Genomic DNA, 13,841 nt, shown 5'->3' on the forward strand with positions numbered 1-13,841 from the left:
GAGGAGGATCGCGATGCTCGAGGTCGACCCGTACGAAGCCCTGCAGCGGCTGCGGCCCGTCGAGACGTTCAGCGTGACGAGCACCGACCTCGAGCAGGGCGGCCCGCTCGCGAGGGCGCAGTGGGCCGCGTTCGCCGGCGGAGCAGACCGGTCGCCCCAGCTGAGCTGGTCGGGATTCCCCGACGGCACCCGCAGCTTCGCCGTCACGTGCCTCGACCCCGATTCGCCGTCGGGTTCGGGGTGGTGGCACTGGTCGGTCGCGAACCTCCCCGTCTCGGTGACGAGCCTCGACGCCGACGCCGGGGTCGAGGGCGGCGCGAAGCTGCCCGCGGGCGGGCTCATGCTCCGCAACGACAGCGGTACGGTCGGGTTCGCCGGTGCCGCTCCGCCGCGCGGCACCGGCGCGCATCGGTACATCTTCGTCGTGCACGCGCTCGACGTGCCGAGCTTCGACCTGGCCGCCGACGACACGCCCGCGAGCCTCGGCTCGCGCTGCTTCTTCCACGGGCTGGCCCGCGGCATCCTCATCGGCACCGCCTCGCGCGACTGACCCCCGTGCTGGCGCCGCATCGCGGCGTCTCCTTCCGCGTCCCGCCGCGCCCGGCGCGCTGCCGCGCATCGCGGCGTCTCGTTCCGCGTCCCGCCGCGCCCGGCGCGCTGCGCCGCATCGCGGCGTCTCCTTCCGCGTCCCGCCGCGCCCGGCGCGCGGGCGCCGCCGCGGCCGGCCCTCGGATCGAGAAGTCGCGTTTGCAGGGTTCGACTGTGCATTCGCGACTTCTCGATTCGCACCCTTGATCGAGAAGTCGCGTTTGCAGGGTTCGACTGTGCATTCGCGACTTCTCGATTCGGCGAGGTGAGTGCCGTCGGGCTATCGGGCAGTCCGCCGCGCCAGCGCCCCCCCGCGCTCAGTGCCTGTCGCCGCTGAGCGCGAGCACCCCGCCGAGGCCGATCATCATCACCCCGCCGGTCGCCGCCAGGTGCGACGCACGCCTGGGCGAACGGGCGAACCAGTCGCGTGCGGCGCTCGCCGCGATCGCCCACACCGAGTCGAAGAGCAGCGCCAGCACGATGAACACGACGCCGAGCTCGAACAGCTGCAGGGGGATGTCGCCCGAGCTGAAGTCCACGAACTGGGGGAGCACCGCCACGAAGAACGCGATCGTCTTGGGGTTCGTGACGCCCACGACGAAGCCCTCGCCGAGCTGCCGCCAGTGGGATCGCACCGGGGCACCGCCGTGGACGGCAGCTGCGGCATCCGCCCGGTGCCGGATGGCCTGGATACCGAGGTACACGAGGTAGAGCGCGCCGACGACCTTGATGATCGTGAACAGCACGACCGACTGGGCCACGAGCGCCCCGACCCCGAGCGCCACCGCCGTCAGGAGGGGGATCATGCCGATCGCATTGCCGAGCACGCTGAGCAGCCCGCCGAGGCGGCCGAGGGCGAGCGATCGACCGATCACGAAGAGCACGCTCGGGCCGGGAATCGCGATGAGCACGACCGAGGCCACGACGAACGCCCAGAGGTTTTCGGCGGGGACCATCCGTGCATCGTACTCCCGCCCGCCGGTTGCCGACGGCGAGGGTCGGCTACTCCTCGGTCGGCGGGGGAGCGATCGCCGCACCCAGTCGGATGCGCGTCCCGAAGGGGTCGGCGACGAGGGAGGTCCGTTCGCCCCATGCCTGGTCGACCGGCTGCTCGAGCACGGACGCGCCGGCAGCCGCCGCCTCGGCGGTGACCCGGTCGACATCGTCGACGTAGAACCAGAGCAGCACGTTGCCGGGTGGCGGTGGAGCCTCGGAGAACCCGATGCCGAGCGACGACGATCCCACCGCCAGCGAGACGTAGACCGGGTCGCCGCCCTCCAGCGGGAACGAGTAGGTGAGCACCCCGCCCAGGGTGTCGCGATAGAACGTGAGCGCGACCGCCATGTCGCTCACCTCGAGGATCGGGAATGCGGATTCGATCATGACGCCTCCTTGGGGCGAGGGTACGTGGCAGCAGAGTGATGCCGCTACGGTGGCCTCGTGAGCGACGAGATCTCCGCAACCGTGGCCGACGGCGTCGGCCATGTGACGCTCGACCGTCCGCAGGCCCTGAATGCGCTCAGCTTCGAGATGATCCGTGAGCTCACGGCGGTCTTCGAGCTGTGGCGCGACGACCCCGAGGTCGGGCTCGTGGTTCTCGACGGCGCTGGCGACCGGGGCTTCTCGGCGGGTGGCGACATCCGGGAGCTCTACGGATACGTGTTCGACGGGAACGTGACGGAGGCGCGCGAGTTCTTCCGGTCGGAGTATCGGCTCGACGCGATGATCGCCCGCTATCCGAAGCCGGTCGTGGCGATCATGGACGGCATCACGATGGGCGGCGGCATCGGGCTCGCCGGTCATGCGGCGATCCGCGTGGTCACGGAGCGATCACGCGTGGCGATGCCCGAGACCCGCATCGGCTTCACGCCCGACGTCGGCGGGTCGTGGCTGCTCGCGAAGGCGCCCGGCGAACTGGGCGTGCACCTCGCCCTGAACTCGCGCACGATGGATGCCGCGGATGCGATCCACACCGGATTCGCCGACTCGTTCGTGCCATCCGGCCGGATTCCGCACCTCCTGCAGGCGCTCGCCGAGCGCGCCGACCCCGGCAGCCCGGCCGAGATCGTGATGCTGTTCGACGAGACCCCCGGACCGTCGTCGCTCGCCCTCGCCCGTGACTGGGTCGACGCCTGCTACTCCGCTCCCACGGTGTCCGAGATCATCGGGCGGCTGCGGGCGTTCGCCGAGCAGACGCCGCACGACGCGTCGAGCTCGTTCCCGACGCATCCGCTCGATTCCGCCGCCTTCGCCGACGCCGCCGCTGCCGCCGACGAACTGGAGTCGCTCTCCCCGACGGCGCTCACGGTGACCCTCGAGTCGGTGCGGCGCGCCCGTACCCTGCGCACCATCGAGGAGGCGCTCGAGCAGGAGTTCCGACTCGTGTCCTGGTTCATCGAGCAGCCCGACCTGCGCGAGGGCATCCGCGCCCAGGTCATCGACAAGGACCGTTCGCCGAGGTGGAATCCCGCCACCCTCGACGACGTGGACCCCGAACTGGCGGCACGCGTCATCGAGACACCAGTTCACGATCCGGTGTGGCCGTCTCCGGTCGTGGAGTAGTGCCGGCCGGAGGCCGACGCGTATCGAGACGTCAGACATTCGGATAGGTCTCCGGTCGTCGAGTAGTGCCGGCCGGAGGCCGACGCGTATCGAGACGCCGGACATTCGGATAGGTCTCCGGTCGTCGAGTAGTGCCGGCCGGAGGCCGACGCGTATCGAGACGCCAGACATTCGGATAGTTTGGGGCACGTGAAGAGCCACCACCTGCGCACCCACCGGAGTGACGAGAACCTCGCGCGTGAGGGGCAGCTCGCCTGGCAGTTGGCGGCTGTCGCGACCGACCCCGTCGAGGTCGACGACGACGTGGTCGAGATGGTCGTGAACCGCGTGATCGACAACGCCGCGGTCGCTGCGGCCGCGCTCGCTCGCAGGCCGGTGGTGTCGGCGCGCAGCCAGGCACTGGCGCATCCAGTGTCGATCGGCGGCGACGGGGCGACCGTGTTCGGTGCGGATGCCGCGCGTCGCACCTCACCCGAGTGGGCCGCGTGGGCGAACGGGGTCGCCGTGCGCGAGCTGGACTTCCACGACACGTTCCTCGCGGCCGACTACTCGCACCCGGGTGACAACATTCCGCCGATCGTCGCCGTCGCCCAGCACCTCGCCGCACGGCGTGGGTTGACCGGACGCGACGTCGTCCGCGGGATCGCCACCGCCTACGAGATCCAGATCGATCTCGTGAAGGCCATCTCGCTGCACGAGCACAAGATCGACCACGTCGCCCACCTCGGCCCGTCGGCCGCCGCGGGCATCGGCACGCTGCTCGGGCTCGACCAGGAGACGATCTTCCAGGCGATCGGTCAGGCCCTGCACACGACCACGGCGACACGCCAGTCGCGCAAGGGCGAGATCTCGACGTGGAAGGCGCATGCGCCCGCGTTCGCGGGCAAGATGGCAATCGAGGCCGTCGATCGCGCCATGCGCGGCGAGACCAGCCCGGTGCCGATCTACGAGGGCGAAGACGGGGTGATCGCGTGGCTTCTGGGGGGTCCGGATGCCACGTACGACGTGCCATTGCCCGAGGCGGGTGAGGCGAAGCGCGCCATCCTCGACTCGTACACCAAGGAGCACTCGGCCGAGTACCAGGCGCAGGCGTGGATCGACCTCGCCCGCAAGCTCCACGACGAGTACCCGATCATCCTCGACGACCCCGACCGGGTCGAGTCGATCGTGCTGCACACCTCGCACCACACCCATTACGTGATCGGGTCGGGGGCGAACGACCCGCAGAAGTACGATCCCGACGCGTCGCGCGAGACGCTCGACCACTCGATCCCGTACATCTTCACGGTCGCCCTGCAGGACGGCGCGTGGCATCACGTCGACTCCTACGCTCCCGAGCGAGCCCATCGCGAGGACACCGTGGCGCTCTGGAAGAAGGTGTCGACGGTCGAGGATCCGGAGTGGACGCGTCGATACCACGCGCTCGACATCGATGAGAAGGCGTTCGGAGGCCGGGTCGTCATCAAGCTGTCCGACGGCAGCGAGATCGTCGACGAGATCGCGGTCGCCGACGCGCATCCGCTCGGCGCCCGGCCGTTCGGCCGCGAGCAATACGTGCAGAAGTTCCGCACGCTCGCCGAATGGGTGCTCGAGGAGGCGGAGATCGAGCGGTTCCTCGACCTCGCGCAACGGCTGCCCGAGCTCGGCCCCGACGAACTGGCCGGCTTGACGTTCACGGCCGCACCCGGCGCACTCGTCGCCGTCGAGATCCCGACCGGCCTCTTCTGACGGAGCTCCTCGCTGGTCGAGTAGCGCCCGGCGGAGCCGGACGCGTATCGAGACCCTCGTCCTGACGGCGCTTCCGCTGGTCGAGTAGCGCCCGGCGGAGCCGGACGCGTATCGAGACCCTCGTCCTGACGGCGCTTCCGCTGGTCGAGTAGCGCCCGGCGGAGCCGGACGCGTATCGAGACCCTCGTGCAACCTCATCTCGATGCGGCTCTGGTCCCGATACGGCTGCTTCGCTGCCTACTCCACCGGCAGCGGGGGCCCTAGGCTGGGTGAGCGGAGTCGCGCTGGGGCGAGCCGCATCGAATCGCGAGGAGCACGATGAGCGAGCAGCAGGGGGCAGCCCCGGTGATCTACAAGGGGTTGGCGGGCGTGCCGGTCGACTACACGTCCATCTCGAAGGTGAACCCCGAGACGAACTCCCTGCTGTACCGCGGCTACCCGGTACAGGAGCTCGCGGCATCCGTCACGTTCGAGGAGGTCGCGTACCTGCTCTGGTACGGCGAGCTGCCCGATGACGAGCAACTCGCCCAGTTCGAGGAACTCGAGCGCTCCTATCGCGGGCTCGACCACGAGGTGAAGCGCATCATCGACGAGCTGCCGCTGACCGCGCATCCCATGGACGTGGTCCGCACGGCGGTCAGCGTCATCGGGGCCAGCGACCCGAACACGCCCGACGACTCACCCGAAGCGAACCTCGACAAGGCGATCCGGTTGCTCGCGAAGCTCCCGTCGATCGTGTCGTACGACCAGCGGCGACGACACGAGCTCGAGTTCGTGGAACCGCGGCTCGACCTCGGCTACTCGGCGAACTTCCTCTGGCAGACGTTCGACGAGGCCCCCGAGCTCGCCGTCGTCAACGCCTTCGACGTGTCGATGATCCTCTACGCCGAGCACTCCTTCAATGCCTCGACCTTCACGGCGCGCGTGATCGCGAGCACCCTGTCCGACCTGTACTCCGCGGTGACCGGCGCGATCGGCGCGCTGAAGGGCCCCCTGCACGGCGGCGCCAACGAAGCGGTCATGCATGCGTTCGAGGAGATCGGACCCGGCGACGGAAGCGGTGAACGAGCCGTCGCATGGCTCGATTCCGCACTCGCCGAGAAGCGCAAGATCATGGGATTCGGCCACCGCGTGTACAAGAACGGCGACTCGCGCGTTCCGACGATGCGCGATGCGCTCGAGCGGATGGTCGAGCACTACGACCGCCCCGACCTGCTCGAGCTCTATACGGCCCTCGAGTCGGCGATGGCCGAGCGCAAGGGCATCAAACCCAACCTCGACTATCCGGCAGGGCCCACGTACCACCTCATGGGCTTCGACACCCTCACCTTCACGCCCCTGTTCGTCGCGAGCCGAGTCACCGGCTGGACGGCGCACATCATGGAGCAGCTCGCGGCCAATGCCCTGATCCGTCCCCTCTCGGTGTACGACGGACCCGAAGAGCGGCACGTCCCAGTCAGGGCCTGACGCGATGGCCGACGTCTTCCTCGAGATGACGATGACGCTCGACGGCTTCACCGCCGCACCCGGCGTCAGCACCGAGCATCCGCTCGGCATCGGCGGTGAGCGCGTGCAGGAGTGGCTCTTCGGATCCGCGGAGGAGCCCGAGGAGACGGCAGCCGATCTCTTCAATCCCGGCTACGGCGCCGAGGGCGCAGCGGATGCCGCTGCCGACGAGATCGACCGCAGTGCCGCCGCCCGTATGTTCGAGACGACGGGCGCCTTCGTGCTCGGTCGGCGCACGTTCGACGTCAGCGAGCTTCCCTGGGGTGGCGACAACCCGTTCGCCGGACGACCGTGCTTCGTCGTCACCAGCCGCTCGCGCGAGCCGTTCACCCGCGGCGGGTCCCGCTTCGAGTTCGTCACCGGCGGCGTCGCCGAGGCGGTCGCGCGGGCCCGCGAGGCCGCGCACGCGGCATCCGTCTGCATCATGGGCGGGGCGGATGTCGCACGCCAGGCGCTCTCGGCCGAACTCGTCGCCGAGGTGCGCCTGCACCTCGTGCCCGTGCTGCTCGGCGCGGGCAGCCGGCTGTTTCCCGAGTCGCACGACCGCCGCATCGAACTCGAACCGCTCTCGGTGGAGCAGGGGGCCAGGGCGACACACCTGCGTTACCGGGTGCTGAAGCGTCGCTGAGCCCGGCCGTCGCACGGGCGACGCAGACCGCCGTCGCGATGCCGGCCGAGCGATTCCAGACTCCGTACAACGCCGGCCCGCGGCATCCCACGGCCGACTGTGGCGTCCCTACCAACGATCCGCCTTCGCGCCTGAGGGCGCCTACAGTGATGGCTCATGCACATGATCTTCCGCACGCTGCTGCACGTGCTCTTCCTGGCGCGCCGCAAGCCCGACCTGACTCACGACGAGGTCGCCCGCACCAACTTCATCACGCTGCCGACCGACCTCGACATCAACCGGCACATGAACAACGGCGTGTACTTCTCGATCATGGATGTCGCGCGATTCGACATGCTCGTGCGCAACGGGGTCTGGCAGATGATGCGTGAGCGCGGCTGGTACCCGGTCGTCGCGAGTGAGACGATCACGTTCCGCAAGTCGCTCTCGCTGTGGCAGCGCTTCACCATCGAATCGCGGCTCGTCGGGCACGACGAGAAGGCCGTCTACATGGAGCAGCGGTTCGTGCGCCCTTCGACGGGCTCAGGGAACGGCCCCGGTGGGGCGCCGGAGGTGTACGCGACCGGGTTCATCCGGGCGCGGTTCCTGCGGAAGTCGGGCGGCACCGTGCCGATGGCCGAGATCGTCGACGCGCTCGGCGTGACCGCTGAGCACGGGATCCCCGAGTGGCTCGAGCGCTGGGGTGCGGATGTCGCGCTGCCGCCGACGCGCGCGGAGGCACCGTCCATCTGGCGCTGACGCCGCCTCCCGACCCGCGACTCACTGGTTTGTAGGACATCGCGCGGAATGTAGGACGCCCGAATCGTTGCGCGTACGGCATCGCGGCCATCGTCCTACCAACGCGGAAGCGTGAGGGGTCAGCTGCGGGCCTTCGCCGGCACTACGACCTCCTTGATGATGAGCAGGATGCCGGCGGCGACCGGAATCGCGACGAGCGCGCCCGGCAGGCCCGCGAGCGTGCCGCCCGCGAGTGCGGCGATGAGGACGATGGACCCGGGCACCTGCACGGCCTTGCTCATGACCTTCGGGGTGAGGATGTAGGCCTCGACCTGCATGTACACGAGCATCGCGACGAGCACGATCACCGCGGACAGCGGCGACACGAACAGCGTGATCAGCGTCATCACGATGGTGGTGAGCACCGTTCCGATGAGCGGGATGAGCGTGATGAAGAATGCAGCGACCGCGATGACGAGCGCGTACGGCACACCGACGAGGTACAGCAGGAGGAGGCTGTAGAGGGCATTGAAGAACGCCAGGATGACCATGCCGCTGAGGTAGCGGCCCACGTTCTGCATGATGCGGTCGGCGAGGTCGACCACGCGCTCGCGGTGCGAGGCGGCGACGAGCGTGTAGACCGCATCCTTGGACCGGTCGAGCGTCGCCATGAAGTAGATCGTGAGGATGAAGATGAAGAACGCCGACGAGATGCCTCCGACGATCGCGAAGCCGATGTTGAGCGCCCCGCCGCCCACGGTCGCCCAGAAGTTCGGGTCGCTGAGCGTGTCGGTGACCCAGGCGTAGATGGTTCCGACCACGCCACCGGTGCCTGCTTGCGCGTCCTGGTACCACTGCTGCTGCTGGAGGCCGGCGTAGAGATCGGGCAGTGCCTCGATGAACGTGATCGCCTGGTTGATCACCAGGGGAAGCACCAGCCAGAGCAGCCCCGCGATGACGAGGATGAACAACACGATGACGGTGACGATCGCGAGGCCCCGCTTCATGCCGTGACGCTGGAACCACCGCACGAGCGGGTCGAGGCCGAGGGTGATGAAGATCGCGGCGAACACCGAGAACACCACGCCCGAGATGCTGAGCAGCATCGAGACGATGCCGATCGCGACGATCGCACCGAGCGTCGCGATGAACGCCCACCGGAAGGGGTGGTCGGCCATCATGCCGCGGAATGCGCTCGTACGACCCCCCGTGGCGGGTGAGTCGACACCCCGCGCACGCCGCTCGATGGCCTTCACGACCGACTCACGTGCGGACGCCGTCGGGGACCGGAAGCTCCTTGTAGTAGGGCGAGAGCGCGGGGTAGTACTCCTCCCACGTCGGCATGGCACGCCCGGCGCGAGCAGCGGAGAGTCGATCGAGGTAGAAGTCCCAGCCGGGGCCCATCGACGCGGCATCCGCCGGATTTGCAAGTCGCTGTCCGAGGGTGAGGGTGGTCATGCCGCCGCCCTCGACGAGGTGGCAGAAGACCCGCATGCCCTCGGGCGCGGGTCCCGAGTCAACGAGGAAGCGGTGCGGCGGGTCGCACTCGAGGATGCTCACGTTCTGCCAGTCCCCTCCCTCTTCGAAGGTCATGAGGAACCGCACGCCGCCGGTCTCGGGGCGACCCGTGTACGTGCCGATCCACGCCTTCATGGCATTGGGATTGGTCAGGCTGTACCACACGTCTTCGATCGGAGCATGGAACAGGCGATCGAACTGCAGGTACAGTCCGTCGGGCTTCAACGTATAGTGGCCGGTCGCTTTCGCGGTCATCGCGCCTCCCCTGCTCGCCGTGCTCTCAGGCTAGTGCGGACCTTGTGCTATGGCCAGCATCACCCGCCTCACTAGAGTGGGCGGCATGGGTTCGAAGGGGAGCGCACCGCGAAAGGGCCGACAGCAGGCCCGGACTCGCCCGCAAGGCCGTCCGCAGGGTCAGCCCGGCGCACAGCAGGGGCAGGGGCGCGGGCAGCAGGGGCACGTCCACCCGCGCGAGGAGACACTCGACGTCAGCCGGGGCCGCTCCGGGCTGTGGGGAGCACTCGCCGGCCTCATCGTCGCCGCGTTGATCGCGGTGCCGCTCTCGGCGGCGTTCGCATTCGCCACGCACCCGAATTCGCAGCAGCTGTTCGCCGGACGTCTCGAGGACGCCTCGGCCGGCGGCTACGTCGCGTTCTGGTGGATCGTCACGCTGCTCCTGCTCGCCCTGCCGTTCCTCGTGGGCTTCGGTGTGGCGAAGCTGTCGGTCCGATCCATCGCGATCGTCGGCGCCGTGGTCGTGATCTTCCTCATCGCGATCCTCGTGCTCGGGCAGATGTTCGTGTTCTGATTCCCGGTCAGCGGGCGGCCTCGAGCACGGCCATCGCCGCGTTGTGGCCGCCGATGCCGCTCACTGCACCCCCGCGCACCGCGCCCGAGCCGCAGAGGAGGATCCGCGGATGCCGCGTCGCCACGCCCCAGCGCTCGGCGGGCGTCTCGAGGACCGCGTCGTCGTCGGCCCAGGGCCACGACAGGGGGCCGTGGAAGATGTTCCCCCCGGGCATCCGTAGTGCCTCCTCGAGGTCGAGCGTCGTCTTCGTCTCGATGCAGGGCCGGCCCGCGGCATCCGTTGCGATGACCGTCTCGATCGGCTCGGCCAGCACGGAGTTCAGCGACTCGAGCACGGCTGCCTGCAGTCGCTCGCGAAGCCCGTCGTTGTCGAACCGCTCGAGGAGCCGGTGCGGCACGTGCAGGCCGAACACGGTCAGGGTCTGCATGTCGGATGCCGCGAGCTCGGGCCCGAGGATCGAACGGTCGCTCAGGGTGTGGCAGTAGATCTCGCACGGCAGCGGCGAGGGGATCTCACCGCGGGCCGCGGCACGGTACGCCGCGTCGAGCTGCGACTCGAGTTCGTTGATGTGGAACGTGCCGGCGAACGCCGCCTCGGGCCGCACCGACTCGTCGCGAAGGCGGGGCAGTCGGGGGAGCAGCAGGTTCACCTTCACCTGGGCGCCCTCGGGTGCGGCGAGCTGCCGGAGGCGTTCGCGCACGACCGGAGGGACGCCCAGCGCGGCGTCGGGCGAGATCGGCGCCTCGTCGCGCGGCGCCACCGGCTCCGCGCGCGCGGTCGCGGCATCCGTTCGGTTCATCTCCAGCAGTCGATCGAGCACCGCTGGGGCGACGTTCGCGAGCAGGGTGCCAGCGGATGCCTCGTGCTGGATGCCGTCGGCCAGGTAGCGCACACGTCCGACCGGGTCGACCGCGATCACCTCGGCGCGCGTCACCAGCCGCGCCCCCGCCTCTCGTGCCGCACGAGCGAGCTCGCCGCTCACGGCGCCCATCCCACCGGTCGGCACGTCCCAGTCACCGGTGCCGCCGCCGATGACGTGGTAGAGGAAGCAGCGGTTCGCGTCGAGTGATGCGTCGTCGAGGTCGGTGAACGTGCCGATGAGCCCGTCGGTCGCGACGACGCCGCGCACGAGATCGTCGTCGAATCGTGCATCGATCGTGCGGCCCAGCGGCTGCTCGACGAACTCGGACCAGATGCGGTCGTCGCCGACGAGCGCACGTGCCTCGGTTCGAGTGGGAAGTGGTTCGGTGAGGGTCGGGAAGAGCCGTTCGGCAACACGGGCGGTGTCGGCGTAGAAGGCCGACCACGCCTCGGCGTCGGCTCGGGCGCCGACACGTTCGAACGCCTCGCGTGCGGCCGCGGCATCCGCTTCGACATCCACGAGCAGGCCGCGCCGCGGGTCGCGTGGATCGGGGGTGTAGGAGGAGTACCGACGCCGGATGAGCTGCACGTCGAGGCCGAGGTCGTCGATGATGCGCTGCGGCAGGAGGCTCACGAGGTACGAGTAGCGGGAGAGGCGCGCGTCGACGCCCTCGAATGCTTCGGCCGAGACGGCCGCGCCGCCGAGGTGGTCGTCGCGCTCGAGGAGCAGCACGTCGAGCCCTGCACGTGCGAGGTACGCGGCGGCGGTCAGTCCGTTGTGACCGCCGCCGATGATCACGACGTCATGGGGCTGGTGCTGGGGCATCCGTCGATCCTAAGCCAGGCGCTGCAGGATACGCGGGTTGAGGAGGCCTCAAGGGCCGTCTCGAGACCCGACCGCGAACGGGGGTTCGAGACGCGGCTGCGCCGCTCCTCAACCCGCAGAGTCCCGCTCAGCGGGCGCGGCGCATCGCTCGCACGCCGACGACGATCCCGATCGCGCACGTCACGGCGGCCGCGATGAGGCCGCCGAGTACGACGGGCGCCCCGAAGTCACCCGCGAGGAGCGCCCGCTCGGCGCCGACGAGGTAGCTGAGCGGGTTGACGGCCGCGGCGACACGCATCCATGCGGGGCCGTCCTCGAGCGGAAGCAGCATGCCCGACAGGATCATGAGCGGGAACAGCAGCGTCTGGTGCACCATCCAGAACATCCAGTCGCGGTTGCGGCAGGCGAGCGCGAGCGTGTAGCTGAGGGCGCCGAAGCCGATGCCGAAGACGGCGAGGATCGCGAGACCCGCGACGAGCCCCGGCACGTCGAGCCGGAAGCCGAACGGCACCGCGACGACGACGACGATCGTGCCCTGGATGACGAGCGGTACGACCTCCTTGAGGGCGCGTCCGATGAGCAGCGCGCTGCGCGAGACCGGCGCGACGAGGGTGCGCTCATGCGAGCCGGTCTGCATCTCGAAGAGCAGGTTCGCGCCCGTCGAGGCCGTGCCGAACAGCGCGACCATCACGAGGATTCCGGGTACGAACCACTGCAGTGTTCCCGCGACGTCGCCGCCGGCCGCGCCGACGAGCAGCGGCCCGAACAGGCCGAGGAAGATGAGCGGCTGTACGAGCGAGAACATCACGCTGAACGGGTCGCGCACGAGCGGGCGCGACTCGCGAACGAAGACGGTGGCGGTGTCGTGCACGAATCCGGTCTGGCGAACGGATGCCGCGGCGGGCGTGTCGTGGGTGGCGGTGCGTGCAGCAGTGGTGATGGTGTTCATGGGGTGCTCCTTGTCGGTTCGGTGGTGTCGTTCGTTGGTCGAGTAGCGCCGCCGAAGGCGACGGGTATCGAGACCGGAGGTGAGGTCTCGATACGGCTGCTCCGCGGCCTACTCGACCACCGGGAGTGGGTCACGCGGCTGCGGGCGTTGGGGTGGCCGCCTCGTCGCGGAGGCTGCGGCCGGTGAGCGCGAGGAACACGTCGTCGAGTGTCGGCTCGCGGTGGGTGGCCGCGACGACGTCGATCCCTGCGTCCGACAGCTCGCGGATCCAGCGCGGCAGCGCGCGGGCTCCGTCGTCGGCCGTGGCGGTGACCACGAGATCGCCGACACCGCCGACACCGCCGACCCCGGCGACCTCGCCGCCGATGCGGGCTGCGGCGGCTGCGGCATCCGTCGCCGACCCGAGCGTGAGCGTCACGCGGTCGCCCGCGAGCGAGGACTTGAGCGCCCTGGCGGTGTCGTCGGCGATGACCGAGCCGTGGTCCATGACCATGACCCGCTCGGCGAGCTGGTCGGCCTCGTCGAGGTAGTGGGTGGTCAGGAAGATCGTCGTGCCGGTCTCGCGGCGCAGATCGACGATGTGCTCCCAGAGGTTGGCGCGGCTGTGCGGGTCGAGCCCGGTCGACGGCTCGTCGAGGAACAGCAGTTCGGGCCGGTGGATGAGCCCGAGCGCGATGTCGAGCCGGCGCTTCTGGCCGCCCGACAGGGACTGCACCTGGCGGTTCGCGACCTGCCCGAGCTCGAGCGACTCGATGAGCTCGGTGGCGCGGGCACGGGACTCGCGTCGGCCCAGTCCGTAGAACATGCCCTGCGCGTGCAGCTCGTCGCGCACCCGCTGGGTGTGCCCGCCCGACGAGCCCTGGCCGACGTAGCCGATGCGGCGGCGCACCCCGGCGGGGTCGCGGCGGATGTCGCAGCCGGCCACCGTCGCCTCGCCCGACGTCGGCGGCAGCAGCGTCGTCAGCATGCGGAGGGTCGTCGACTTGCCGGCGCCGTTCGGCCCGAGGAACGCGACGAGTTCGCCCTCGCCCACGGAGAGGTCGACGGCGGCGACGGCCTCGACGCGCTGCCCCTTCGAGTGGAACGTCTTGCTGAGACCGCGGGCGGTGATCATCTGGTTCGTGTTCGTGGAGTTCGTCATGGGTCGAGT

At 69.7% G+C, this 13,841-nt stretch carries 14 protein-coding genes; 7 read left to right on the plus strand and 7 right to left on the minus strand.

Translation table 11 applies throughout. The features are described from left to right. The first annotated feature begins 13 nt into the window (after window positions 1-13). Window positions 14-550 carry a YbhB/YbcL family Raf kinase inhibitor-like protein gene (locus tag HUS56_RS06735; RefSeq protein WP_173922633.1) on the plus strand — a complete coding sequence of 179 codons (537 nt, stop codon included), beginning with the start codon at window positions 14-16 and terminating at the stop codon, window positions 548-550. 355 nt (window positions 551-905) lie between these two features. On the opposite strand, the gene HUS56_RS06740 is transcribed toward HUS56_RS06735, so the two are convergent. Beyond that, window positions 906-1,544, minus strand: coding sequence for a LysE family translocator (locus HUS56_RS06740; protein WP_173922634.1), 639 nt, complete (start codon window positions 1,542-1,544; stop codon window positions 906-908). A 46-nt stretch (window positions 1,545-1,590) separates the two neighbouring features. Then, on the minus strand, window positions 1,591-1,971 hold the full coding sequence (locus tag HUS56_RS06745) for a glyoxalase/bleomycin resistance/extradiol dioxygenase family protein (RefSeq protein WP_173922635.1): 381 nt from the start codon (window positions 1,969-1,971) through the stop codon (window positions 1,591-1,593). Between the two features lie 57 nt (window positions 1,972-2,028). On the opposite strand from HUS56_RS06745, the gene HUS56_RS06750 reads away from it, so the two are divergent. The 5 genes from HUS56_RS06750 (at window position 2,029) to HUS56_RS06770 (ending at window position 7,750) form a co-directional block, all read left to right on the plus strand. After that, window positions 2,029-3,150 carry an enoyl-CoA hydratase/isomerase family protein gene (locus HUS56_RS06750; RefSeq protein WP_173922636.1) on the plus strand — a complete coding sequence of 374 codons (1,122 nt, stop codon included), beginning with the start codon at window positions 2,029-2,031 and terminating at the stop codon, window positions 3,148-3,150. Window positions 3,151-3,339: 189 nt separating this feature from the next. Then, window positions 3,340-4,878, plus strand: a complete 1,539-nt coding sequence (locus tag HUS56_RS06755) for an MmgE/PrpD family protein (RefSeq protein ID WP_173922637.1) — start codon at window positions 3,340-3,342, stop codon at window positions 4,876-4,878. A 318-nt stretch (window positions 4,879-5,196) separates the two neighbouring features. After that, window positions 5,197-6,345 (plus strand): bifunctional 2-methylcitrate synthase/citrate synthase, encoded by a 1,149-nt coding sequence (locus HUS56_RS06760; protein ID WP_173922638.1) that lies wholly within the window; start codon window positions 5,197-5,199, stop codon window positions 6,343-6,345. 4 nt (window positions 6,346-6,349) lie between these two features. Beyond that, complete coding sequence (locus tag HUS56_RS06765) at window positions 6,350-7,012, plus strand: dihydrofolate reductase family protein (RefSeq protein ID WP_173922639.1); 663 nt, start codon at window positions 6,350-6,352, stop codon at window positions 7,010-7,012. 156 nt (window positions 7,013-7,168) lie between these two features. Beyond that, window positions 7,169-7,750: a thioesterase family protein gene (locus tag HUS56_RS06770; RefSeq protein ID WP_173922640.1), complete on the plus strand. Its 582-nt coding sequence runs from the start codon at window positions 7,169-7,171 to the stop codon at window positions 7,748-7,750. Between the two features lie 119 nt (window positions 7,751-7,869). Here HUS56_RS06770 and HUS56_RS06775 read toward each other — a convergent pair whose 3' ends face one another. Together HUS56_RS06775 and HUS56_RS06780 are read right to left on the minus strand one after the other, a co-directional pair. Then, window positions 7,870-8,985 carry an AI-2E family transporter gene (locus tag HUS56_RS06775; protein WP_173922641.1) on the minus strand — a complete coding sequence of 372 codons (1,116 nt, stop codon included), beginning with the start codon at window positions 8,983-8,985 and terminating at the stop codon, window positions 7,870-7,872. 7 nt (window positions 8,986-8,992) lie between these two features. After that, window positions 8,993-9,502, minus strand: coding sequence for an SRPBCC family protein (locus tag HUS56_RS06780; RefSeq protein WP_173922642.1), 510 nt, complete (start codon window positions 9,500-9,502; stop codon window positions 8,993-8,995). 85 nt (window positions 9,503-9,587) lie between these two features. Here HUS56_RS06780 and HUS56_RS06785 point away from each other — a divergent pair, with 85 nt between their 5' ends. Next, a complete protein-coding gene (locus tag HUS56_RS06785; RefSeq protein WP_173922643.1) occupies window positions 9,588-10,055 on the plus strand; it encodes a hypothetical protein in 468 nt (155 codons plus the stop codon). Between the two features lie 7 nt (window positions 10,056-10,062). Here the strand turns inward: HUS56_RS06785 and HUS56_RS06790 are convergent, their stop codons facing one another. The 3 genes from HUS56_RS06790 to HUS56_RS06800 all read right to left on the minus strand — a co-directional run bounded on the left by HUS56_RS06790 (window position 10,063) and on the right by HUS56_RS06800 (window position 13,832). Beyond that, complete coding sequence (locus HUS56_RS06790; RefSeq protein ID WP_173922644.1) at window positions 10,063-11,742, minus strand: NAD(P)/FAD-dependent oxidoreductase; 1,680 nt, start codon at window positions 11,740-11,742, stop codon at window positions 10,063-10,065. Between the two features lie 127 nt (window positions 11,743-11,869). Next, window positions 11,870-12,691 carry an ABC transporter permease gene (locus tag HUS56_RS06795; RefSeq protein ID WP_173922645.1) on the minus strand — a complete coding sequence of 274 codons (822 nt, stop codon included), beginning with the start codon at window positions 12,689-12,691 and terminating at the stop codon, window positions 11,870-11,872. Window positions 12,692-12,821: 130 nt separating this feature from the next. Further along, on the minus strand, window positions 12,822-13,832 hold the full coding sequence (locus HUS56_RS06800) for an ATP-binding cassette domain-containing protein (protein WP_254431327.1): 1,011 nt from the start codon (window positions 13,830-13,832) through the stop codon (window positions 12,822-12,824). Window positions 13,833-13,841: the final 9 nt, after the last annotated feature.

The sequence above is a fragment of the Agromyces sp. Marseille-P2726 genome (assembly GCF_902809835.1).
Lineage (GTDB): Bacteria > Actinomycetota > Actinomycetes > Actinomycetales > Microbacteriaceae > Agromyces.